Annotated in this window: 15 protein-coding genes and 2 pseudogenes; 1 reads left to right on the top strand and 16 read right to left on the bottom strand. The window is 71.2% G+C overall.

Annotated elements, in window-relative coordinates:
* The 11 genes and pseudogenes from OHS81_RS12405 to OHS81_RS12355 all read right to left on the bottom strand — a co-directional run bounded on the left by OHS81_RS12405 (position 1) and on the right by OHS81_RS12355 (position 11,205).
* A pseudogene (locus OHS81_RS12405) lies at positions 1–599 on the bottom strand (Uma2 family endonuclease).
* A gap of 157 nt (positions 600–756) precedes the next feature.
* Positions 757–1,356: a dihydrofolate reductase family protein gene (locus OHS81_RS12400; RefSeq protein ID WP_328384843.1), complete on the bottom strand. Its 600-nt coding sequence runs from the start codon at positions 1,354–1,356 to the stop codon at positions 757–759.
* A 58-nt stretch (positions 1,357–1,414) separates the two neighbouring features.
* Positions 1,415–3,823, bottom strand: coding sequence for an FtsX-like permease family protein (locus tag OHS81_RS12395; protein ID WP_328384842.1), 2,409 nt, complete (start codon positions 3,821–3,823; stop codon positions 1,415–1,417).
* Positions 3,820–6,291, bottom strand: coding sequence for an FtsX-like permease family protein (locus OHS81_RS12390; RefSeq protein WP_328384841.1), 2,472 nt, complete (start codon positions 6,289–6,291; stop codon positions 3,820–3,822). The genes OHS81_RS12395 and OHS81_RS12390 overlap by 4 nt, the downstream gene beginning before the upstream one ends.
* Positions 6,288–6,977: an ABC transporter ATP-binding protein gene (locus OHS81_RS12385; protein WP_328384840.1), complete on the bottom strand. Its 690-nt coding sequence runs from the start codon at positions 6,975–6,977 to the stop codon at positions 6,288–6,290. Before OHS81_RS12385 ends, OHS81_RS12390 begins: the two co-directional genes overlap by 4 nt.
* Positions 6,974–7,498, bottom strand: a complete 525-nt coding sequence (locus OHS81_RS12380; RefSeq protein ID WP_328384839.1) for a PadR family transcriptional regulator — start codon at positions 7,496–7,498, stop codon at positions 6,974–6,976. The genes OHS81_RS12385 and OHS81_RS12380 overlap by 4 nt, the downstream gene beginning before the upstream one ends.
* A gap of 312 nt (positions 7,499–7,810) precedes the next feature.
* Positions 7,811–9,310, bottom strand: a complete 1,500-nt coding sequence (locus OHS81_RS12375) for an IPT/TIG domain-containing protein (protein WP_328384838.1) — start codon at positions 9,308–9,310, stop codon at positions 7,811–7,813.
* A 108-nt stretch (positions 9,311–9,418) separates the two neighbouring features.
* Entirely contained in the window at positions 9,419–9,649 is a 231-nt protein-coding gene (locus tag OHS81_RS12370; protein ID WP_328384837.1) for an aromatic-ring hydroxylase C-terminal domain-containing protein, read from the bottom strand.
* Positions 9,648–9,815, bottom strand: a pseudogene (locus OHS81_RS12365) (IS5/IS1182 family transposase); the annotation flags it as partial. The gene OHS81_RS12370 and the pseudogene OHS81_RS12365, both read right to left, overlap by 2 nt.
* A gap of 87 nt (positions 9,816–9,902) precedes the next feature.
* Positions 9,903–10,169, bottom strand: coding sequence for a hypothetical protein (locus tag OHS81_RS12360; RefSeq protein ID WP_328384836.1), 267 nt, complete (start codon positions 10,167–10,169; stop codon positions 9,903–9,905).
* Between the two features lie 64 nt (positions 10,170–10,233).
* The gene (locus OHS81_RS12355; protein WP_328384835.1) at positions 10,234–11,205 is read right to left on the bottom strand and encodes an SPFH domain-containing protein; all 972 of its coding nucleotides are present in this window, start codon (positions 11,203–11,205) and stop codon (positions 10,234–10,236) included.
* 308 nt (positions 11,206–11,513) lie between these two features.
* Here OHS81_RS12355 and OHS81_RS12350 point away from each other — a divergent pair, with 308 nt between their 5' ends.
* Entirely contained in the window at positions 11,514–13,793 is a 2,280-nt protein-coding gene (locus OHS81_RS12350) for a transglycosylase domain-containing protein (RefSeq protein WP_328384834.1), read from the top strand.
* Between the two features lie 758 nt (positions 13,794–14,551).
* Here the strand turns inward: OHS81_RS12350 and OHS81_RS12345 are convergent.
* From OHS81_RS12345 to OHS81_RS12325, 5 genes are all read right to left on the bottom strand, one after another.
* Positions 14,552–16,015 (bottom strand): catalase, encoded by a 1,464-nt coding sequence (locus OHS81_RS12345; protein ID WP_328384833.1) that lies wholly within the window; start codon positions 16,013–16,015, stop codon positions 14,552–14,554.
* 183 nt (positions 16,016–16,198) lie between these two features.
* Positions 16,199–18,781 (bottom strand): SpoIIE family protein phosphatase, encoded by a 2,583-nt coding sequence (locus OHS81_RS12340; RefSeq protein WP_328384832.1) that lies wholly within the window; start codon positions 18,779–18,781, stop codon positions 16,199–16,201.
* A 90-nt stretch (positions 18,782–18,871) separates the two neighbouring features.
* A complete protein-coding gene (locus OHS81_RS12335; RefSeq protein WP_328384831.1) occupies positions 18,872–19,555 on the bottom strand; it encodes a class I SAM-dependent DNA methyltransferase in 684 nt (227 codons plus the stop codon).
* Positions 19,556–19,765: 210 nt separating this feature from the next.
* Complete coding sequence (gene fomD, locus OHS81_RS12330) at positions 19,766–20,509, bottom strand: cytidylyl-2-hydroxypropylphosphonate hydrolase (RefSeq protein WP_443058691.1); 744 nt, start codon at positions 20,507–20,509, stop codon at positions 19,766–19,768.
* A gap of 138 nt (positions 20,510–20,647) precedes the next feature.
* A complete protein-coding gene (locus OHS81_RS12325) occupies positions 20,648–22,060 on the bottom strand; it encodes a class II fumarate hydratase (RefSeq protein WP_328384830.1) in 1,413 nt (470 codons plus the stop codon).
* Between the last annotated feature and the right edge of the window lie 33 nt (positions 22,061–22,093).

The raw sequence follows: 22,093 nt of genomic DNA, 5'->3' as shown, positions 1-22,093 counted from the left end.
TCAGGGGCGGGCGACCGAGAGGATCGCTTCGACGTCGAGTGTGATCTCGACGCCGAGGGATGCGGGGAGCGTGACGCGTTGGCCGGGGGCGTGGACGCTGTGGTTGCGGTATTCGTTGGCGAACGGTTCCGTCAAGGTGTGGATGCGGTCCTTCTTGCGGTCGATGATGACGTAGACCGGGATCTTGGCGATCGCGTACGCGGGACCTTCGTCTTGAGGTCGGTGGCGTAGTTGGAAGAGGTCACTTCCAGCACCATCCGGAAGACAACCGGGTCGTAGCAGTTGTCCGCCACGAGGTGATCGCGGTAGTCGGCGTCGACGACGGCGAGGTCGGGGATGGCGTAGTCCTCGGGGCCGTCGGGGAGCCATACGCCCATGGCCTGGGCCACTCGTGTCTCCGCTCCGTGCGCCGGCGCGAAAGCGAAGGTGAGGTCGGTCAGTGAATCGGCGTGCGGGCCGTCGGCCGGCGGCGTCACGGTGAGGTCGCCCCCGATGATCTCGATGCGGTAGCCAGGGAGCTTCTCGGTGAGCTGTGAGGCCACCTCGAGCAGGCTGGGCAGCTTGCCGTCATGAGGGGGCCCGACTGCTGCGGCAGACATGTAGTGCCTCCTGATGGCTGGTATCGAGGGCATCATCGTAGGCAAGGGCACCCGTACCCGTCTCGTATGACCACGTTCGTCCTTTCGTGGATCGCCCGCCCGGGCCCTCCGGCGCCCTCAGGACGGCCCTGTCGGGGCGCCGTCCACCCCCGCCCCCTCAGGCCGCGCCGCCCCGGTCGTACGTCAGGAAGGCCGCGCCGCTCTGGAGGACCGTGTGCTCGGTCAGTTCCCAGGTGCGGGGGTCGAAGGGGGTGGTGGGGGAGAAGAGGGGGAGGCCGGAGCCGAGGGTGAGGGGGCTGAGCTTGACGATCAGCTGGTCGATCTCCGGGTAGAGGGCACCGGCCAGTTCGCTGCCGCCCAGCAGCCAGATGTCCTTGCCGTCGGCGGACTTCAGCTCGCGGACCTTTTCCACCGGGTCGGTGGCCACCAGTTCCACCGCCGGGTCGGGGCTGAGCTCCATGGTCCGGGAGAAGACGAGGTGGCGCAGGTGGGGGTAGGCGTCGGTGAGACCCGCCCGGAGGCCGATCTCGTAGGTGCGCCGGCCCTCCAGGACGGTGTCGAAGCGGGTGCCCTCGTCGGTGATGCCGAGGGCCGACCGGGCCTGGACGGGCAGGATCTCGGGGAGTTCGGCGGCCAGATGCTTGAGGTAGTCGTCGGCGACCGGCCAGAAGCCGTCCGGGCCGGTGGGGTCCGCACCGTCCGGGCCGGCGAGGAAGCCGTCGAGGGTGGAGGCGATGCAATAGACGAGCCGGCGCATAAAGGGTCCCCCTGGGGCAGTTGGCGGGCGCTGCTGCGTGCGGAATGATCTCGCAGATTCATTCCGTACGCAGCCCATCCGGGCGCATCAGGCGCCACAGCAGCGGCAGGGAGAGCGCGGTGACGCCGAGGACGACGGCCGCCGCGGTGCCGGTGAGGGTGAGGATGGCCCACCAGTCGGCCTGCCAGGGGCGGCCCGCCATGTGGAGGAGCAGCCGGCCGAGGGCCAGTCCGCAGCCGAGCGCCGGCGCCAGGCCGAGGACCACCGGGACGGCCGTCTGCCACAGGACCGACCGGCCCAGCACGGCGCGCGGGGTGCCGAGGGCGTCCAGGGCGGACAATGCCCGTGCGCGGTCGCGGAGTTGTTCCAGGGCGCTGATCAGCAGGCCGCAGCCGATCAGCAGCAGTACGGCGGCGGCGCAGGCGGTCAGGGCGTGGCGGAAGGCGGTGACGGTGCCGCTGGTGCTGCCGTCCTCGGAGGTGCTGACATCGATCCGCGGCGAGAGCGCGGCGGCCGTGTTGCGGACGTGTTCGATGGCGTCAGGAGTGTGCGGGTCGAGCCGCAGCAGGACGGTGACCTGGGGGTGGCGCAGCAGCGCCGGGGGCAGGGCGGCGGGGGTGGCGAGCAGCCGGGAGCCGCTGAAGCGGGGCGGGAGGCCCCGGGGCACGGCGGTGGCGGGGCGGGCGGTGCGCGGGACCGACCAGAGGGCGGGCGCCCGGTGGTCGCTGCGGCTGCCGACCGGGTCGAGTGCCAGCCGCGCGCCCGGGCGCGGCAGGGAAGAGCTGCCGTCGGCGCCCTCGACGAGGAAGGCGTCCCCCTCGGAACAGGCGCCGAGGCGGGCCAGTTGGCGCAGGGCGGCGCAGTCGCCGACGGTCACCTGGTACGGCTCGGGGTCGTCGCCCGCGCCGGGAGCGGTGTGCGCCAAGGCCCGCTGGTGGCGGGCGGAGTCCGCGTAGCCGGAGACCATGCCGTGCGCCGTGCGGACGCCCGTGGCCGCGCGCAGCCGGGCGTACAGCTGCGGGGCACGGGCGGCGGGCACCGTGCCGCCGTGCGCGTCGGCCTCGGTCCACGCGGGGCCGCGGCGCTGTTCGTCGAGGCTCTGGGAGCCGGTCAGCAGCAGCTGTACGGCGAGGGCACCGGCCACCGCGACGGTGATCCCGCTGACCGAACGGCTCGCCGTGGAACTGCTCAACTGCAGGCGGCGTACCGCAAGGTGCCAGGACTGGCCGCCGAGGCCCGCGCCGTCCAGGAGGGCCACCGAGCTTTCCACCAGCCACGGCAGCAGGGCCGCCACGCCCAGCAGGACCAGCGCGACTCCGAGGACTACCTGGGCGTCGGCGAGGTCGCCGCGGCCCAGCCCGCCGATCGCCTGCGGCAGCAGCAGCGCCGCTCCGGCGGCCGGCAGCAGCAGCCGCCACCACAGCTGGCGGCGGCGCGGCGGAGCCGTGCGGGTGACGCCCAGCGGCTCGATGGCGACCCGCCGCATGGCGGTCAGCGTGACGCCGACCGAACAGAGCGGGACGGCCACCGCGACGCATCCGGCGAGTACGGCATCCGGCAACACGTCGGACGGGAAACACCCGATGCCGGAGAAGGAGATGCCGGTGAGCGGGATCCGGCCGGCCAGGAAGAGTGCGGCGCCGGTGAGCAGGCCGAACAGCGCCCCGGCCAGCGCCTCGCCGGCGGCGATCCGCGCGGTGGTGGCCCGGTCGGCGCCGACCAGCCGCAGCGCGGCGAGCCGCCGGTCGCGGCGCTCCCCGCCGAACCGCACCGCGGTCGCGATGAAGACGGCGACGGGAGCCAGCAGCGCGACACAGCTCACGAGGATGATCAGCACCATCAGGGGGGCGGCCCGGAACGGGTCCCCGCGGTCACCGAACGCGGTGATCCGCTCGATGCCGTCGCCGGGCCGCCGCAGAGCGTCGCTGCCCTGGTAGAAGAGGAGTTCACCGGGGAACAGGAGCCCCGCATCGCCGATGGTGGCGGTGATCCGCAGATGGGGGAAGCGCTCCTTGAGCAGTGTGCCCCCGGGGGCGGACAGCAGGTCCGACAGCGCGGGGGAGACGGCCATTTCGCCGGGCCCCGGCAGCCGGGACAGGCCCGGCGGTACGGGGGCGCGGGGCCCCTCGGCCGTCAGGATCCGGCCGCGCACCGGCAGATCACGGTAGGCACCGCCCACCGGGGCGGTCAGCAGCGTCCGGTCCGAGGCTTCGGCCCCGACCGCGGCGGGCACGACAGTACGGGCCCGCTGCCGCGCCGTGGCGGCGTCCAGCACGTTCGGGACGGCGGTCGCCAGCAGCAGGACGGCGACGCCCAGGCCGGCGCCGAGCGCGGTCAGCGCCGTACGGATCCAGGCCTCGCGGCCACCGGTGACGGCGAACCGGGCGCCCATGGCGAGGTCGGTGCCCCAGCGGCGGAGCGTCGCGCCCCGGCCCGGACGGGAGGCACCGGGCAGTCCCGCGCTCACTCCGTCCGCAGCCCGTCGGGCCGCATCATCCGCCACAGCGGCGGCAGGCTCAGCAGCGTCACCAAGAAGATCATGCCGCCGCCGGCCGCGGTGATGCCCGCCACCACCGGCCAGTCGACCGTCACCGGGTTGTCGATCATCGTCAGCAGCAGCGTCCCCAGCGCCAGCCCGCAGCCCAGCGCCAGGCCCAGTCCGAGCAGCACGGGGAGGGCGGTCTGCCACAGCACCGACCAGCCCAGGGTGGCGCGGCGGGTGCCGTACGCATCGAGGGTGGACAGCAGCCGGCGGCGCTCGTGGAGCTGTTCGACGGTGGAGATGACCAGGCCCGAGCCGATCAGCAGCAGGGTGAGGACGGCACCGGCGAACAGGCTGTTGCGGACGCCGGTGTACTGCGCGTCATGCGGATTGTCGACGGCGGAGTACTCGTTCATCATCGGATCGACACGGGCCACGGTGTTGCGGATGTACTCCACGGCGTCCGGGGTGCCGCGATCGAAGTCGACCTTGAACTCCGCGATGGGGTGGTCGAGCCGGCCGGTGTCGAGGGCGGACGGGGTGGCCAGCAGGTCGTACGAGAAGTGGTCGGGGCCGCGTGCGCGGTCGAGGAGCCGGACCTCGCGGGCCGCTCCGGGGACCGTCCAGGGACGCGGGGGCCGCGGACCTTCGTCGGCGAACGGGGATCGGAGGTTGACCGTCGCCCCGGGCGCGAGCGCGGCGTCCCGGCCCGTGATATCGGTGAGGAACACCTCGCCGTCCCGGCAGGAGCCCAGGCGGGCCAGTTTGCGCAGCTCGGGGCAGCTGCCGACGGCGAGCGTCGAGAGCGGTGCACCGGACGCGGGACGCCCGGCGGCCGGCAGCCGGGTGATGTTCGCGTCGACCGTGCCGCGGACCGCCGTCACCCCGGGCGTGGCGCGCAGCGCGCCGAGCGCCCGCTGGGTCTGCGGCCAGCCCTCGGCGTCGGCCCACAGGCTGATCCGCGGGAGCTTGCCGGACTCCGCGTACGCCTGGGCGTAGCCGGCCTGCATACCCGTCATGAGCATATGGATCGCGATGGCACCGGCCACCGCGAGGGTGATGCCGCTGACCGCGCGGGTGGCCGAGCCGCTGCTCAACTGCAGGCGGCGGACCGCGAGTTGCCAGGCGACCGGGCCGCCGTGCAGCCGGCCGACCACCGCGTCCACCAGCCAGGGCAGCAGGACGGTGACGCCGAGCAGCAGCAGCATCGCGCCGGTCGCGAGAAGGAGGGCGTCGAACGGGGTGTCGCGCCACGACTGCGCCCGGGCCAGCGGCACCAGCAGCGCGACGCCCACGGCAGGCAGCGCGACCCGCCACCACAGCCGGCGGCGCAGCGCGGGGCGGTTGCGGACGATGCCCAGCGGCTCGACGATGATGCCGCGCTGGGCGAACAGCGTCACCACGACCGCCGCCGCCGGTACGAGTACGGCGATCAGTACGGCGGCGAGCGGGGCGGGCGCCACGTCCGAGGGGAAGACATTGACGCCCCACAGCGTGATCACCGAGGCGCACTGCCGGCCGGCCAGGAACAGGGCGCCGCCGCCCGCCAGCCCCAGCAGCGCACCGAACAGCGCCTCACCGGAGGAGATCCGGCGGGTCGTACGGACATCGGCGCCGACCAGCCGGAGCGCGGCCAGCCGCCGCTCCCGTCGCTCGTTGCCGAACCGTATGGACGTGGCGAGGAAGGCCAGCACCGGCAGCATCAGCGTCACACACGTCATGACCACGAGGACCACGACGGGCGCCCGCATCGGCGGCGGGCTCCAGTTCTTGCCGAAGTGGTCGATGCGGTAGCCGTCGGGCGCGGTGAGCGTGGCGCTCTGTGCGACATAGGTGAGCTCGCGCGGGCCGAGCAGCCCCTCGTCGCCGATCACGCCGGCCACGTCGTAGGGCAGCCGGTCGCGCAGCAGCGCGCCTTCGGGGGAGTCCAGCAGCTCCTTGAGCGCCGGGGAGACCAGCATCCGTCCGGGGCCGGGGAGATGGCCGATGCCGGGCGGTACGGTCGGATGCGCGCCGTCCGGGCGCAGCAGGCGGCCGCGGATCGGCGCACCGCGGAAGGTGGTGTCGGCCGAGGTGTAGAGCACGGTGCGGTCGGAGCGCGGGGGAGCGTGTACCTGGCCCAGGTTCTCGCGGGCCTTCTCCCGGCCGTGCCAGGCATCCAGCAGGGGCGGTACGGACGAGCACAGCAGCAGGACGGCCACGCCCAGGCCGACGCCGAGCCCGGTCAGCGCCGCACGGATCCAGCCCTCACGGCCGCCGCCGGCCGCGAACCGCATCCCCATCGCGAGGTCACGGGCCCAGGTCGCGGGGCCGGTGCGGGGGGCGGCGGACGGGCCCCGGGGGGCGGGCGGTTCGGGTAGGCGGCCGTCACCCCGGCCGCTGCCGCTGCCGCTGCCGCCGCTGCCGCCGCCGCCGTCGCTGCCGGCGCCGGTGGACGAGCGCAGCAGGCTCATATCAAGCCCGCCAGCATGTCCTTCACTTTGCCGTCCCGGACCACGATCTCCCGGTCGGAGTAGGCGGCGACCCGGGCCTCGTGGGTGACCAGGACGACCGCGGCGTGAGTCTCCCGGGCGGCGTCGGTCAGCAGGGTCAGGACGCGTTCGCCGTTGAGCGAGTCCAGGGCGCCGGTGGGCTCGTCCGCGAAGATGACCCGCGGGCGGGTGGCGAGGGCGCGGGCGACCGCGATCCGCTGGCCCTGGCCGCCGGATATCTCGCCGGGCCGTTGGCCGTGCACCTTCTCGACCTCCAGCCGCTCCAGCCACTCGCGGGCCTGCCGTTCGGCCTCCTTGCGCTTGGTGCCGTTCAGCCGCAGGGGCAGCGCGACATTCTCCAGCGCGGTCAACTCCGGTACCAGCTGGCCGAACTGGAAGACGAAACCGAAGTCGGTACGGCGCAGGGCGCTGCGCCGGGCGTCGGTCAGCGCGTTCAAGGTGTGCGGGCCGTAGCGGACGGTGCCGGAGTCCGGGCTGATGATCCCGCCGAGGCAGTGCAGCAGGGTCGATTTGCCGGAGCCCGACGGGCCCATGACGGCAACGACTTCACCCGGGTGGATGGAGAACTCCACGCCGTCCAGCGCCGGTGTCGCCCCGTAGGTCTTGCACAGCCCCTCCGCCGCGAGCAGCGATCCCTCCGGTGTCATGCACGGACCGCTTCGGCCAGCTTGTCGAGCCGGGCGGCGGTCAGCTCCAGCCAGCGCAGATCGGCTTCGAGATGGAACAGCGCGTGGTCGCAGATCAGCTGGTCGGCGAGGTCGCCGGTGCGCTTGCGCTCGGTCAGTCCGCGCATCAGCCGCAGATGCTCGGCGCGCTGGGAGTCCAGCAGCTCGGCGGCGTTGCGACCGGTCATCAGGGCCAGCACGACCTTGGTGTAGAGCGTCGACTGGAGGTACGGCTCGGGCTTCTCCGGGCGGGTCAGCCACTGGGCGACATCGGTGACCCCGGCGTCCGTGATCGCATACCGCTTGCGCTCCGGGCCCGCGCCGGCCTCCACGGCGTCCACCTCGACCAGGCCGTTCTTCAGCAGCCGGGACATCGTGGAGTAGACCTGCCCGTAGTGCAGCGGGCGGTCCTGGCCGAAGTGTTCGTCGAAGGCCCGCTTGAGGTCGTAGCCATGGCGGGGGCCGGACTCCAGGAGGCCCAGCAGCGTATGACCGATTGACATGCGGACCACTTTACCCGTGGGTGTACCGCTGGTGTATACGCGTGCTGTACAGCGGGATGCGCGGCTGACCCCAGGTCCGCGGTACCCGGACTCTGGCACATCGGCGCCTCGACTCATCCCGGCCCCGGTCTCTCCGGGGGGTTCGGACACCTGGTCGCCCGGCAGCTGCCCGGCCGTGCCGCACAGCTCCCAGGCCTGCTCGCCGCAGGGCGAACGGTCCTGCGGCGATCCCTCGCCCGGTCACGGTCCGACCGGTCGGCGGCAAAGGCCCGGGGCTGCTCGAAGGGCCACCCCGGGAACGGGGTGTGCGGACTACCGTCCGGTGTAGGTGAACTCGTCGGCCGGGCTGGTGGGAGAGGTGGCCTTGCCGACCGTCACGGTGATGTTCACCGTCTGGTGGTCGTCGAGCTGACCGGGCGCGGTTGCGGTGATCTGGCCGGTGGAGACGAACGTGACCGAATCGGATGCCTTGTCCTTGAAGTGCACGGTGGCGCCATCGGCGAAGCCCGAGCCGCTGATGGTGACCGGGGTGCCGACCTTTCCGCTGGTCGGGCTGACCGCACTGACCACTACAGGTGCGGGTCCGCCATAGGCGAACTGCCCCATCGCGACGGCCGGGGAGGTGCCGAGGGTGTTGGTGACGCGGACGTGGACGACGCCGGTTCCGGTGGGGACCTGAGCGGTGATCCTCATGCCGGAGGGGTCGATGTCGCGCTCGGTGCAGGCGAAGTGGCCGAAGTCGACCATGCTGTCCCGACTGAAACCGGAGCCGTTGATGGTCACCGTGGCGCCTGGTGCGCCGAAGGTGGGGGTCACGGCGGTCACCACCGGCCCGGATGGGACGGCAGGCGCCCCCACCAGGTCCAGGTACGTGGAGTTGGCGTGCTGGAAGGCGACCTGGCCGAGGAAGTCCTGGGTGGTCTTGTTGACCAGGTTCTTGGCGAGGCTGGTGTATCTGGTGTTCATCGGGCGGAGCGTGCCGGGCTGGACGTAGACGTTGCCCTTGGTGCGCTTGGCGATCGCCCCGACGAGCAGCTTCACTTCTTCGGTCGCCTGCGGTCCCGGGCTCGGGTACCAGCCGGCGGTGGTGTCGAGATCGGCCCACGCGTGCGGTACCAGGTCGTAGGCGTTGTTCTGGCGCTCGTCGATGACCCACGGCACGGAGTTGAAGTAGTCGACGAAGCTCTGCAGGCCGGCGGTGGGAGCGGCATAGGTGATCACCGCGAACTTCGGCTGATTCGTCCAGGTGTGTGCCTGCAGGTACGGCGCAAGCATGGTGGCGATGCAACCGCCCAGGCTGTGACCGGTCAGGTAGACGGTCGGCTGCGGCGAGGAGGGCGCCGCCTTGAGCGCGACGGAGAGCGCCTGATTGAGCGTGGCATTCGGGGAGGGGGAGGCGATCGAGCGGGCGTTGACAACCCGTTGGAACGCATCCATCGCCCCCTTGGAAACGGCGACGGGCTTGGGCGATCCGCTTTCGGGGAACGGGACGACCGTGCCGACATCGAGGTCCTCGAGGATGTCGGTCAGATCGGCGTCCGTTCCGCGGGCGACCACGACGAACTCGTTCGAGCCGTTGGTGCTCCGTGCGAGGTAGGCCATATTGGCGTTGGCCTCGCTCAGGGCGAGCCACACCAGCTCCCACGCGCCCTGCGTCGCAAGGCCGGGATCGCTCAGTTGCGTGTCGATGCCGGTGATGATTCGTTCGGTCTGCTGCTCCAGGGTTTCCCCGGAGGGACGCGGGGTGGCCCCGGTGGCTGCAAGGGCAGCCAGGGTCATGGTCACCTGGGCGATTGTCGGATCGGGTGCCATCGTCGTTCCTGCTCCTCGGATGTTGTGCCGGTGCGGAGGCGGGACGGCCTTTCGGCAGCATCAGGGCAGACCTGTGCCGAACCGGCCGTCAGATCGGATCGCGCACCATCAGACCTCCCCTCTGCGTTGTCCGGTGCTCTTCCTGCCTTCGGGTTGACCAGGTTCACCTTGTTGGCCGTTCGTCATACGCGGGTGCGGTTCGCCGAGCCAGGTGCGCAGCGCGGTCGCCGGAGCTGCGGTGTCCGCGGGCAGGCCCGGGGCGGCGGCCCAGGCGACGATGCCGTCGGGGCGGATGAACGCGGCCGACGGATCGCCGCGGTCGGCAGGGGCGGCCGCCACGGTCGACAGGCGGTCCCGCCATCCGGCCGTAGGCGTCGAGCGCGAGCTGCTTGAGCCGGGTGATGACGCCCTGTCGTATCCACGCGTCGCGGCGGCTGCGGATCGTGGTGGCCGAGCAGGTTGTGTCGGCGATCGCCTCGTAAGAACAGCCGAAGCGCAGCAGTTGATCACGGAGCGTCGCAACTCCATGATCACCGGGACCTGTGCCCGTACTGTTGCCGACGTCCCCCACCGCGCCCATCCGCGCAACCTCTTATTCGTCCTTGCGTTCCTTCGGCGGCCGCCCGCGCCGCGGAATGTCCCCCGCCCCGCGGGGCAGCCGCCCCGCCTCCGACAGCGCCTTGCGCAGCAGGAACTCGATCTGGGCATTGGCGCTGCGCAGCTCGTCGCCGGCCCAGCGCGCCAGCGCGTCATGGACCGAGGGGTCCAGCCGCAGCAGTACCTGCTTGCGCTGCTGCGGCCGTCGCGCGGGGCCCCGCCCGCTCCCGGCGCCGGGCCCCTCGGGGGTGTCGGTGCTCATGCCGAAGCCTCGCCTCGTCCGGCCTCGCCTTCGCCCGGCGAGCACCCCTTCATGGTTCGCCCGCTCACTGGTAGAGGGAACCCGTGTTCAGGACCGGCTGGGCGGCCCGGTCGCCGCACAGCACCACCATCAGATTGCTGACCATGGCCGCCTTCCGCTCCTCGTCCAGCTCGACGATGCCCTGTTCGCTGATCCGGTCCAGCGCCTGCTCGACCATGCCGACCGCGCCCTCGACGATCTGCTGGCGGGCCGCGACCACCGCACCGGCCTGCTGCCGCTGGAGCATCGCGGAGGCGATCTCGGGAGCGTACGCGAGGTGGCTGAAGCGGGACTCGATGATCCGTACACCGGCGGCCTGGACCCGCGCGGTCAGCTCCAGGGCGAGCTTCTCGGTGATCTCCTCGGCGTTGCCGCGCAGCGACAGGGCGTCCTCGTCGTGTGCGTCATAGGGGTACTCGATGGCGATGTGCCGGACGGCCGCCTCGGTCTGGGTGGCGACGAACTCCAGGAAGTCGTCGACCTCGAAGAGCGCCTGGGCGGTGTCCTCGACCTGCCAGACCACGATCGAGGCCAGCTCGATCGGGTTGCCGTAGGCGTCGTTGACCTTGAGGACCGCGGTCTCGTGGTTGCGCACCCGGGTGGAGATCTTCTGCGCGGTGGTGAGCGGGTTGACCCAGCGCAGACCGTCCGTGCGGATGGTGCCGACGTACCGTCCGAAGAGCTGGATGACCCGGGCCTCGCCGGGGGCGACCATCTTCACCCCGGTCATGCAGAAGAACGAGCCGAGCAGCAGGGCTACGCCGACGATGATCATCGGCGCTCCCACCGCCTTGTCGCCCCCGTCGCCGAGAATCCCGCCAACGATGATCATGGCGATGCCCAGCGCCACGCCGAGCACGGTCAGCAGCAGGGCGAGGCCGCCCGGAATGCTGTGCGCCGGGACCTCGCGGACCTGCGGGCGGGGCATCTCGGGAGCGTCGGCAGGGAGGTCGGCGCCGGGCCCGGTGGTGCGGTCGGCAGGTGTCTGATCGGACATGGAATCCCCGTTTCTCCCCATGCGGCACGTGATGTCCGCCGCAATGGATGATGTCACTGGTCTAGCAAAGTGCTATCACTTTAATGCTGTGCTGTGCGGGCTGTCCAGTGATCGTGGGAGGATCCTCCGGCGGCAAGACCCCAGGTGAGGCCTGGGCGACGCACAAAACACACCTCTTGGTTCCCCTGTGCCGGGTGCTGTTTGTCACGTCGGGAAAAGCCTTGATCGATGAGTATTTGTTGACAGATGCGGTGTTAGCTTCAACAGCTGAGTTAGCTGGGGGCGGAACGACTGGAGTTGCTGAAGCGATGGGCCGAGCGGACGCGAGACGGGCGCGACAGGGAAGCGCCCGCCGGGCCAGAACGAAGGACAAGAAGTCCGGCATACGCCGCTTCTTCACCTGGAAGAAGCTCCTAGGAGCCTTCCTCGGGGTGTGCCTGCTGGGCATCCTCGGCTTCATCGGCCTGTACCTGTATGTGGACATACCCAAGGGCAACAACGACGCCAAGCTGCAGAGCAACGTCTACAAGTACGCCAATGGCAAGGTCATGGCGCGTACGGGGCTGCGCAACCGGGAGAACGTCCCGCTCAGCCGGATACCCAAGGACGTGCAGCGCACCTTCGTCGCCGCGGAGAACAAGAACTTCTTCCACGACTCCGGTGTCGACCTGATGGGCACCATGCGTGGCATCTTCAACACGGTGATGGGCCGCGGCAAGCAGGGTGGTTCGACGATCACCCAGCAGTACGTCAAGAACTACTACCTGAGCCAGGAGCAGACGGTTTCCCGCAAGCTCCAGGAGATCGTCATCTCGCTCAAGGTGGACAACAAGTACTCCAAGGACAACATCCTCGCCGGCTACATCAACACCAGCTACTACGGCCGCGGCGCTTACGGCATCCAGGCCGCCGCGCAGGCCTACTACGGCGTGGACGTCGAGAAGCTCACCGTCTCGCAGGGCGCCTACCTGGCCTCGCTGCTCCAGGCGCCGAGCCAGTACGACTGGTCCCTGGCGACCGAGGCCGGCAGGAAGCGGGTCCAGGAGCGCTGGGCCTACACCCTCGACAACATGGTCGAGATGAAGTGGCTCTCCGCGGAGGACCGCCGCAAGCAGAGGTTCCAGGTGCCGAAGGAGCCCAAGCCGCTGAGCGGCGTGAGCGGCCAGACCAACTACCTCGTCGAGCAGGCCAAGCAGGAGCTCTTCGCCCAGGGCGTCGACGAGAAGCAGTTCGCGGCCGGCGGCTGGACGGTCACCCTCGGCATCGACAAGAACAAGCAGAAGGCGCTGGAGGCGTCCGTCAAGCGCAAGCTGCTCGCCGACCTCGACCCCAAGAAGCGCAAGGTCGACGCGGACGCCCAGCTCGGTGCCACCTCGGTGGACCCCAAGACGGGCCACATCGTGGCGATGTACGGCGGCGAGGGCCCGCCCAAGCACTACCGGAACAACGCCACCCGCACCGACTACCAGGCCGCCTCCACCTTCAAGCCGCTGATCCTGGCCTCCGCGATGGAGAACAACGCGGTCACCCAGGACGGTGTCCCGATCAACCCGAACACGATCTACGACGGCCGTAACCGCCGTCCGGTCGTCGGCGGCACCATCCCCTTCGCGCCGCCCAACGAGGACGAGCAGCCGTACGGGAAGATCAGCGTCCAGACGGCGACCAACAACTCCGTCAACGCGGTCTTCGCGCAGATGGGTGCGGACGCCGGCCTGGAGAAGGTCAAGGAGACCGCGGTCAGCCTCGGCATGGACGACAGGATGGACGTCAAGCCCGCCATGACCCTGGGCACCATGGGCGCCAGCCCGCTCCAGATGGCCGGGGCCTACGCCACCCTCGACAACCACGGCAAGAAGGTCACCCCGACGCTGGTCACCCGGGCCTCGCACAGCGTCAACGGCGTCGACACCAAGGTGCCGCTGAAGAACCCGATCGGCGAGCAGGTGCTCAGCCGCCAGACCGCCGACACCGTCACCTCCGTCCTGACGGGTGTGGTCAACGACGGCACCGCCTCGGATGCCGTGAAGAACACCGCCTACAAGGCGGCGGGCAAGACCGGCACCTCCGACGACGACAAGTCGGCGTGGTTCGTGGGCTACACGCCCAAGCTGGTCACCGCCGTCGGCATGTTCGGCGAGTCGCCCAACGGCGGCCGGCAGGTCACCCTCAAGAACGCGGGTGGCGACGGCCGGGTCAACGGCGGCGGCTACCCGGCCCGGGTGTGGGCGGACTACACCCAGGCGGCGCTGAACGGCAACACCGGCGCGGACTTCGACCTGGAGACGGACCTCGGTGCCGGGGTACCCCCGACCCCCACCCCGACGCCGAGCCACACGCCGTCGTCCAGCCCGAGCCCGTCCAAGACGCCGAGCGATTCGCCCTCGCCGACCCCGTCGAAGCCGAGCGGGCCTCCCTCGCCGTCCCACAGCGGGCGGCCGAGCCCGCCCGTCCCCTCCGGCTCCGGCTCGCCGGACGGCGGGGCGGACGGCGGCGGCGGCGGTGCCGGCGGCGACGGCAACCCCGCCGGCGGCACCGGGACCGAGACCGGCGGCAACCAGCCCGACAGTCTGACCGGCTTCCGCTGACGCCGTCAGTCCGGCCGGCACCGAGAGAGGGGCACCCGAAGCTTCGGGTGCCCCTCTCTCGTACGGGAAGCGTGCGGCTGTACCGCGAGAGGCATGCCGCCTTCCCGAGGGCCCTTTTACCCAGGGACGAAGCCGGTGGGGCCCGGTGGGTGTCTCTGGGATGTCATGGGGATTCTCCGGAAATCTCGGCTTTCCGATGCCGACCAACAAGGCCGCGCCGAGAACCGGAACTCTCTCCGCGGCAAAACGGGTCCATCGCTGTGGGTGAAGGTGTTGTCCCTGAGTGCGGGTATCGGCCTTCCGGTATACCTCGCAGCTATGGCCATGTGGACAGCGATCAAGCGCAAGAAGGAGCTCTCCCATGAGTGATCCCTTATCCTCCACGTTCCGTCCGGATCGTCGGCGCATTCTGCTCGCCGGTCTGGGTCTCGCCGGCGGTGCAGCTATAGCGGTGTGCGAAGGAGAGCCACTTTGAGATTGCGGTGAAGCCTCGCGACCCAGGCCTGGCCCGGGCCGCGAAGAAGACCGCCGCGTGGGGTCACGCGCAAGGCGAGGGCGCTGGAGCCACCGACCCCACCTCGTCCCCGCGACGTCGCGCGGCCAGGGCTCTGGAGCGCCGGCAGCGGGCTGCCTGACCGGCGCGAGCGCCGAATGTCCTCCCGCCGGCCCCTGCCTCGTCGAAGGAAGAGAGCTGAACACCGGAGTCGGGGACGCCGGTATTCAGCCCGAGACCATCATGACCGGCTGCTGCCGGCGCCTCAGCCGCCGTTCACCTTGTGGGCGATCCGGTCGCCCACGTTCTTGTCGATGTTGCGCCAGTACTGCAGCGCGCGGTCCAGCACCGGGCGGCTGACGCCGTTCAGCAGATGGCCGGAGACATTGCCGACGAGCCGGTCGCGGGCCGCGTCGTCGAGGACCTGGCGGACCATCGTGCCCGGCTGGCCGAAGTCGTCGTCGTCACGGCGCAGCGTGTAGGCCTCGCGGACCATCTCGCCGCCGGTCTCCCAGCCCGCGGGCTCCCCGTAGCGCAGGGTGTCCGCCGCCGGGCCGCCGTAGCTGTTCGGCGCGTAGGGCCGGGCCGCCCTGGACGGCTCGAACCGCATCGGGCCGTCCTTCGCGTACGAATGGGCGGGCACGTGCGGCCGGTTGGGCGGCAGCTGCGCATAGTTCGGGCCGATGCGGTAGCGGTGGGTGTCCGCATACGAGAAGAGCCGGCCCAGCAGCATCTTGTCCGGCGACGGGCCGACGCCCGGCACCATGTTGGACGGTTCGAACGCCGCCTGCTCGATGTGGATGAAGTAGTCCTCGGGGTTCTTGTTGAGCGTCATCCGCCCGACCTCGATCAGCGGGTAGTCGCCGTGCGGCCACACCTTCGTCAGATCGAACGGGTTGAACCGGTAGTCCGGGGCGTCCGCGAACGGCATGACCTGCACATACAGCGTCCACGACGGGGCGTTGCCGCCGTCGATGGCCTCGAACAGATCACGGCGGTGGTAGTCGCCGTCCTCGCCGGCGATCCGGTCCGCGTCCTCCTGGGTGAGGAAGTCGATGCCCTGGTCGGTCTTGAAGTGATACTTGATCCAGAACTTCTCGCCGCCGGCGTTGACCCACATGTAGGTGTGCGAGCCGTAGCCGTTCATGTGGCGGTAGGTCTTGGGAATGCCGCGGTCGCCCATCAGCCAGGTGACCTGGTGGGCGGACTCCGGCGACAGCGTCCAGAAGTCCCACTGCATGTCGTTGTCGCGCATCCCGTTGTCCGGGCGGCGCTTCTGCGAGCGAATGAAGTCCTGGAACTTGATCGTGTCACGGACGAAGAAGACCGGGGTGTTGTTGCCCACCAGGTCGTAGTTGCCGTCCTCGGTGTAGAACTTCAGCGCGAAGCCGCGGGGGTCGCGCCAGGTGTCGGGGGAGCCCTGCTCGCCCGCGACGGTCGAGAAGCGGGCCAGCATCTCGGTGGTCTTGCCCGGCTGGAAGAGATCCGCCTTGGTGAACTGGCTGACGTCGTTGGTGACCTGGAAGAAGCCGTAGGCGCCGGCGCCCTTGGCGTGTACCACCCGCTCGGGGACCCGTTCGCGGTTGAACTGGGCCATCTTCTCGATGAGGTAGTGGTCCTGGAGCAGGATGGGGCCGTCCGGACTCACGGTGAGTGAGTGTTCGTCGCTCTCCACCGGAATGCCGGCGTTGTTCGTCGTGCGCGGGACGTGGTGCGCGGTGCTGGACATGGAGGAATGCCTCCTGTTTCGACGACTGGGAGTAGGGGTCGGTCAGTCCCGAATTGGGGCGGTCAGTCCCTTACATCCACCCAAGCAGTCAACTACCCCGACGGCACGTCGGCAAGAGTTGGACCCCGTCCGATCTCAGACGGGGTCCAACATATGGGACGGGCGGCCGGGGCCCGCACGGCGTCAGCGGCGCAGCGCCCCCGGCGGCATCGACAGCTCGAACCAGACGACCTTTCCCATGCTCAGACGGGTCGCGCCCCAGCGCCGCGCCATCCGGTTGACGAGGTAGAGGCCGCGCCCGCCCTCGTCCGACGGCCGGGCCTGGCGCAGCCGCGGAAGCTGCGGAACGTCGTCACCCACCTCGCAGCGCAGTACGTCCGTTCGCAGCAAGCGCAGGGTGATCGGCCGCTCCGCATACCGCACGGCATTCGTCACCACCTCGCTGACCAGCAGCTCCAGCTGGTCGGTCAGCTCCTCCAGGCCCCAGCGCGCCAGCGCCCGCCGGGCCAGCCGGCGGGCCTGCCCGGCCGTCTGCGCCTTCGGGTCCAGATACCAGTACGCGACATCGCTCGGCGCGATCCCGTCGAACCGGGCCGCCAGCAGCGCGATGTCGTCATCGCGGTCGCCGGGGCCCAGAATGTCCAGCACCTCGTCGCACATCGGCTCCAGCGGCGGCGGGTTGGGACCCGTCAGCCGGGCCGTCTCCGCCAGCCGCTCCCGCAGCTGCTCGATCCCGGTCCACACGTCCCGGATCCGCGACTCGACCAGACCGTCCGTATAGAGGACGAGCGTGGCGCCCGCCGGGGCGTCCAGCTCCACCGCCTCGAAGTCCACCCCGCCGACGCCGATCGGCGCGCCCGACGGCACCCGCAGCACCTCGGCGCGCCCGCCGCGGTGCAGCATCACCGGCGGCGGATGTCCCGCGTTGGCGATGGTGATCCGGTGCGCCACCGGGTCGTACACCGCGTACATGCAGGTCGCCATCCGGTCCGTGCCCAGCCGCTGGGCCTGCTCGTCGAGATGGTGCAAGACCTCCTGCGGCGGCAGGTCCAGCCCCGCCAGCGTCTGCGCGGTCGTGCGCAGTTGCCCCATGATCGCGGCCGAGGTCATCGAGTGCCCCATGACGTCGCCGACCACCAGCGCCACCCGGCTGCCCGGCAGCGGAATGGCGTCGTACCAGTCGCCGCCCACCCGCGCCGTCTCGGCGGCCGGCAGATAGCGGCTGGCCAGCCGGACCCCGGTCGGCTGCGGCAGCGAGTCCGGCAGCATCGTGCGCTGCAGCGCGTCGGCGATATACGCCTCACGGCCGTAGAGCACCGCCTTGTCCACGCCCAGCGCGGTGTGCGTCGCCAACTGCGCGGCCACCAGCAGATCGTCCGGCTCGAACGCCGGGCGGTCCGGGCGGCGCAGGAACACCGCGGCACCGATCACCCGGCGGCGGCCGCGCAGCGGTGCCAGGATCACCCGGTGACCGCCGGGCAGCCGCGGATCCGGACCCAGCAGCTCCGGCAGCGCCGTCCGCGCCGCCTGCGCCTCACCGAACAGCGGCCGTACGCCCCGCAGCACCTCGGCCAGCGGGCCGCCGGGCTCCACCTCGGCCAGCTCCGCCGCGCTGCCGCCCATCGCCGGGCCCAGATCGGGCTGCGCGGGCAGCACCGGCAGCCGGCCGCCGTTGGTGTCCGGCTCCTCCGGGATCCGGTCGGTACGGCGCAGCCGCAGCACCACCGGGCCGGTCGGGCGCTCGTCGCCCACCGGCAGCGGATCGCGCAGATAGACGAGGATGGCGTCGGCGAACGTCGGCACCGTCGCCCGGCACAGCCCGAGCACGATCTCGTCGAGGTCGATACCGCGGGCGATCCGCCGCGTCGCCGCCCCGATGAAGCGCAGCCGGTCGCCGCCGGCCTGCCGGGCCGCGGCCACCTCGCTGCTCTCGCCCGGATGCGCCGAGCGGGCCGGGGGAGCGGCCGGCGGGTCCTGCGGCGGGCTGCCCGGACCGGGCACCGGGGCCGCGGTGGCCTCCCCGGCCGCCGGGCGTGAGGCCTCACCGTGGGCGCCCGGGCCGGCGGAGCGTCCGCCGTGCGGCGCCGGCGGCTGCCCCGGCACCGTCCCGCCCGGCCCACCGCCGCCGGCCGGACTGCCGCCCTCCCGCGGCCGCCCGATGCCCTCGCCGTCGTGCCGCGGGCGCTGCCCGTGGTGCGGCTCCTCGCCCGGCTCCGGCGCCTGGGCGCGGCCCACCGCGCCCTGCGCCACCCGCCGCGCGGCACGGGCCGTCTCGCGCCCCGCATCCGCTGCCCCGCCCGGCCGTCCTCCCGCAGGCATGGCCACCTCCCCGTACGTGTCGCCGTATGCCTCCCCGTACGGGAGCGAGACGTCCCGTGCGGCGGCATGACCGCCGCTGTGAGCGGCGCTGTGATCACTGGTGCGCCCGCCGGTGTGGCCCGCGGCAGCGCCGTCCGCCTCCGTCGACGGGTCCCGCCGCGCCGCGCCGTGATCCACGGGCGGCTCGCCGCCGTGGTGGCCGGCCGGCGGGCCGGCCGAGGCCGTGACGGCGACACCGGCGAGGCCTATGTCGTCACCGCCGCGCACCGCGAACCCGGCGCCTGGCGACGGGGCGAACCCCGCCGCGGTGGGCTGCTGCAGGGCGCTGCGCGGGTCGGGGACCGCGCCGAACGACGCCGTCCGGGCCGGCCCCCGAGCAGGGGACGCCGAGGGCGCGGCGGTCGAGGCCGACCGCCGCGATTCGTGGGAGGTGGGGTGCTCCGTCACGCGTGGGATTCCATCCGTCCGGGGCTGTGCGCCGAACGCGCCGCGTTGCGAGCGCGCCGCCCGTACGGGACGCGCCCAACGCGCTGCGTGTCAGGCGCGTCGCAGGTGCAGAAAGAGCTGGATCTCGGGTGGTACGTCCGTACTCGACGGGGCGTATGCGTAGGCATCCTCCCCGACGACGTCGAAACCCGCGTCGTGCACGACCCGGCGCAGGTCGTCCCGCAGGTAACCCGATACCCGGATCGAGTTGCCCAGGAACGGAATGGTGGAGTCGTCCACATCCGCCTCGACCATGGACAGGGCGAGCAGCCCCTCGGGACGTAGCAGATCATGGAGCATGCCCAGTGCGTAAGGGATTTCCGCACGGGGCAGCATCAGAAGGCAAAAATAAGCGGCGATTCCGTCGAAAGAGCCGGGGCCGCCGAGCCGGCCGCTGCGCAGATCGGCGACGTCCAGCCGGTGGAAGTCGGCGTCCGGGACGTTCTCCCGGGCCAGTGCGACCATCGAGGGGGAGAGATCGATTCCCACGACGTGGTGCCCGGCGTCCGAGAGCTGACGGGCGGTCGGCAGGCCCGTACCGCATCCGAGATCCAGGATGCGTGAGCCGGCGGGGAGGGTGTCGGCCAGCCAGGTGCCCGAGGCGAGCTGGCCCTCCTTGTGCGGGAAGGCGTCGTCGTACCGGTCGCCGATGGCGTCGAACGCCTCGGCCTGCCCGGCCCGGTCCAGTGCTAACCGGTTGAGCCCTTCGTATCCGTCGTAGTGAGTGGCACTCACGACCTCGCGCCTCCTGCGACCGCAGTCAAGTTCGTTTTCCCGTTCTGGAGTTGCGCCTGTGCAGTCTTGCGGAGGACGATCCTACGTTTGAAGACCCGGGGCGCAGCAAGGGGGCTCGGCCCCGCTCCTCGCCCCGCAGGAAACAGCATTGCCCATAGGCGCAGCTTCCCACGGTTCGCCCCTTCACTCGTGTGGTTTCACTTCACTCCCTCACGACCGCAAACGATCCGGTGCGCGGTCCCAATTGTCCGGGAGCCGGGGAACCTCCCAGGCCGGATCGGGCCGCCAGTCCTCCCAGCCATCCGCGTACGGCTCACGCCAGGCCGTGATCTGTGCGATCGCGGCCCGGCCCGCCGATCTGACCTCGGCGGCCTGTGCGCCGGTCATCAGCCCGTCCCGCTGCGCCTGTGCGAACTCGTCCTCGTCCCGCCACTCCCAGTGCCGGTCCGGATAGACACAGATGTCGAGAAAGTGGTCCTCGGAGTCAATGCCGCCCGCCCAACGGCGGCGCGGCTCCTCCAGATTGACGTACCAGTTCTTGAACTGCCAGCCGTGTTCCCAGAACAGCCACACCGACCACGGGTCACCGGGCCGGGCCAGCTTCAGCACACCGGTGCCGAACCACTGGTCGTGGCTGGTCCGGCGCGGTTTGGTGTAGCGGGTGGACAGCGGCTCGCGGTGCACCGGCGTGCCGTCGGCGAGCACCGGCTTGATGCAGGGCGTGCCCGGCGCCATCCACACGGCGAGCAGTTCGTCGGTGTCCTGGACAACGGTCATCGGACGACAGATGTGGAACCGTCCGGCGTCGGCGTTGTCGCGGTAGCGCCAGAGGATCTGGTCCCCCGGCGCCCAGTGTGACGCTGCCGCCGCACCGCCCGCCGCCCGCCCCGCCCCGGCCGTCCCGCGTCCGCCGGGCGTCTCGCCTTCCGTCGTGTCCACCATGTCCGCTGTCATGCGCAGATCTTAGTTGCGCCGCATGAAGCGCGCCGTGACATGAGACGCACCGGGCGTTACGGGCATGATAATGAGGGCCGTCTCCCGGAACCCGCGCCGCAACAGGAGCATCGACGCGGGGGCGAGGGGCCGGCCGGCTCAGGGCCGCGTCATCCGCAGCACGTCCAGCGCCTCGTCCAACTGCTCCTCGCTCAGCAGCCCCCGCTCGACATAGCCGCCCTCCAGGACCACCTCACGGATGGTCTTCCGCTCGGCGAGCGACCTCTTGGCGACCTTCGCCGCCTCCTCGTACCCGAGGTACTTGTTGAGCGGGGTGACGACCGACGGCGACGACTCGGCGTACTCCCGGGCGCGTTCCGCGTTCGCGGTGATCCCGTCGACCGTACGGTCCGCCAGCAGCCGGGAGACATTGGCCAGCAGCCGCACCGACTCCAGCACGTTCTTCCCGATCACCGGCAGCATCACATTCAGCTCGAAGTTGCCGGCCGCCCCGGCCGCCGCCACCGTCGCGTCATTGCCGGTGACCTGCGCCGCAACCATCAGCACCGCCTCCGGGATCACCGGGTTGACCTTCCCCGGCATGATCGACGAGCCCGGCTGCAGATCCGGCAGCGCGATCTCCGCGAGCCCGGTGCGCGGCCCGGACGCCATCCACCGCAGATCGTTGGCGATCTTCGTCAGCCCGACCCCGACCGTCCGCAGCTGCCCGCTCGTCTCGACGATCCCGTCGCGCGCCCCCTGCGCCTCGAAGTGATCGCGCGCCTCGGTCAGCGGCAGCCCCGTCGCCCGCGCCACTTCGGCGATGACCGCGGCCGGGAACCCGGGCGGGGTGTTGATCCCCGTCCCCACCGCCGTGCCGCCCAGCGGCAGTTCCGCCAGCCGCGGCAGCGACGCCCGCAGCCGCTCGACGCCGTAGCGCACCTGGGCGGCATAGCCGCCGAACTCCTGCCCCAGCGTCACCGGCGTCGCATCCATCAGATGCGTCCGCCCCGACTTCACGATCTCGGCGAACTCCTCCGCCTTGCGCTCCAGCGCCGCCGCCAGATGCTCCAGCGCCGGAATCAGATCGTTGAGGACAGCCGACGTCGCCGCGATATGAATCGAGGACGGAAAGACATCGTTGGACGACTGGCTCGCATTGACATGGTCGTTCGGATGAACCTCCCGGCCCAGCCGCTCACCCGCCAGCGTCGCGATGACCTCGTTGGTGTTCATGTTCGACGACGTCCCGGACCCGGTCTGGAACACGTCAACGGGGAAGTGGTCGTCCCACTGCCCCTCCGCGACGGCCGCGGCGGCTTCCTGCACGGCCTCCGCGATGTCCTTGTCCAGCACCCCCAACTCGCCGTTCACCTTGGCCGCCGCCCCCTTGATCCGGGCCAGCGCCTCGATGTGCGCCCGCTCCAGCCGCTGCCCCGAGACCGGAAAGTTCTCCACCGCACGCTGCGTCTGCGCCCGCCATTTCGCATACGCGGGCACCTGCACCTCACCCATGGAGTCGTGCTCGGTCCGGAAGCCGCCGGAGTCGCCGAATGCGCTGTTGTCACTCATGCCTATGTCAGTGCCCGGAAACGGCAATCTGTT

Source organism: Streptomyces sp. NBC_00400 (assembly GCF_036048035.1).
Taxonomy (GTDB): Bacteria; Actinomycetota; Actinomycetes; order Streptomycetales; family Streptomycetaceae; genus Streptomyces.
This window is presented reverse-complemented; position numbering and strand designations above follow the sequence as displayed.

What these genes read in the sequence shown, in the direction of transcription:
- OHS81_RS12350 (WP_328384834.1), top strand. Translation starts at nt 11,514, where the DNA reads ATGGGCCGAGCGGACGCGAGACGGGCGCGACAGGGAAGCGCCCGCCGG.
- OHS81_RS12325 (WP_328384830.1), bottom strand. Translation starts at nt 22,060, where the DNA reads ATGAGTGACAACAGCGCATTCGGCGACTCCGGCGGCTTCCGGACCGAG.
- OHS81_RS12345 (WP_328384833.1), bottom strand. Translation starts at nt 16,015, where the DNA reads ATGTCCAGCACCGCGCACCACGTCCCGCGCACGACGAACAACGCCGGC.
- OHS81_RS12360 (WP_328384836.1), bottom strand. Translation starts at nt 10,169, where the DNA reads ATGAGCACCGACACCCCCGAGGGGCCCGGCGCCGGGAGCGGGCGGGGC.
- OHS81_RS12385 (WP_328384840.1), bottom strand. Translation starts at nt 6,977, where the DNA reads ATGACACCGGAGGGATCGCTGCTCGCGGCGGAGGGGCTGTGCAAGACC.
- OHS81_RS12380 (WP_328384839.1), bottom strand. Translation starts at nt 7,498, where the DNA reads ATGTCAATCGGTCATACGCTGCTGGGCCTCCTGGAGTCCGGCCCCCGC.
- OHS81_RS12390 (WP_328384841.1), bottom strand. Translation starts at nt 6,291, where the DNA reads ATGAGCCTGCTGCGCTCGTCCACCGGCGCCGGCAGCGACGGCGGCGGC.
- OHS81_RS12375 (WP_328384838.1), bottom strand. Translation starts at nt 9,310, where the DNA reads ATGGCACCCGATCCGACAATCGCCCAGGTGACCATGACCCTGGCTGCC.
- OHS81_RS12400 (WP_328384843.1), bottom strand. Translation starts at nt 1,356, where the DNA reads ATGCGCCGGCTCGTCTATTGCATCGCCTCCACCCTCGACGGCTTCCTC.
- OHS81_RS12355 (WP_328384835.1), bottom strand. Translation starts at nt 11,205, where the DNA reads ATGTCCGATCAGACACCTGCCGACCGCACCACCGGGCCCGGCGCCGAC.
- fomD (WP_443058691.1), bottom strand. Translation starts at nt 20,509, where the DNA reads ATGACAGCGGACATGGTGGACACGACGGAAGGCGAGACGCCCGGCGGA.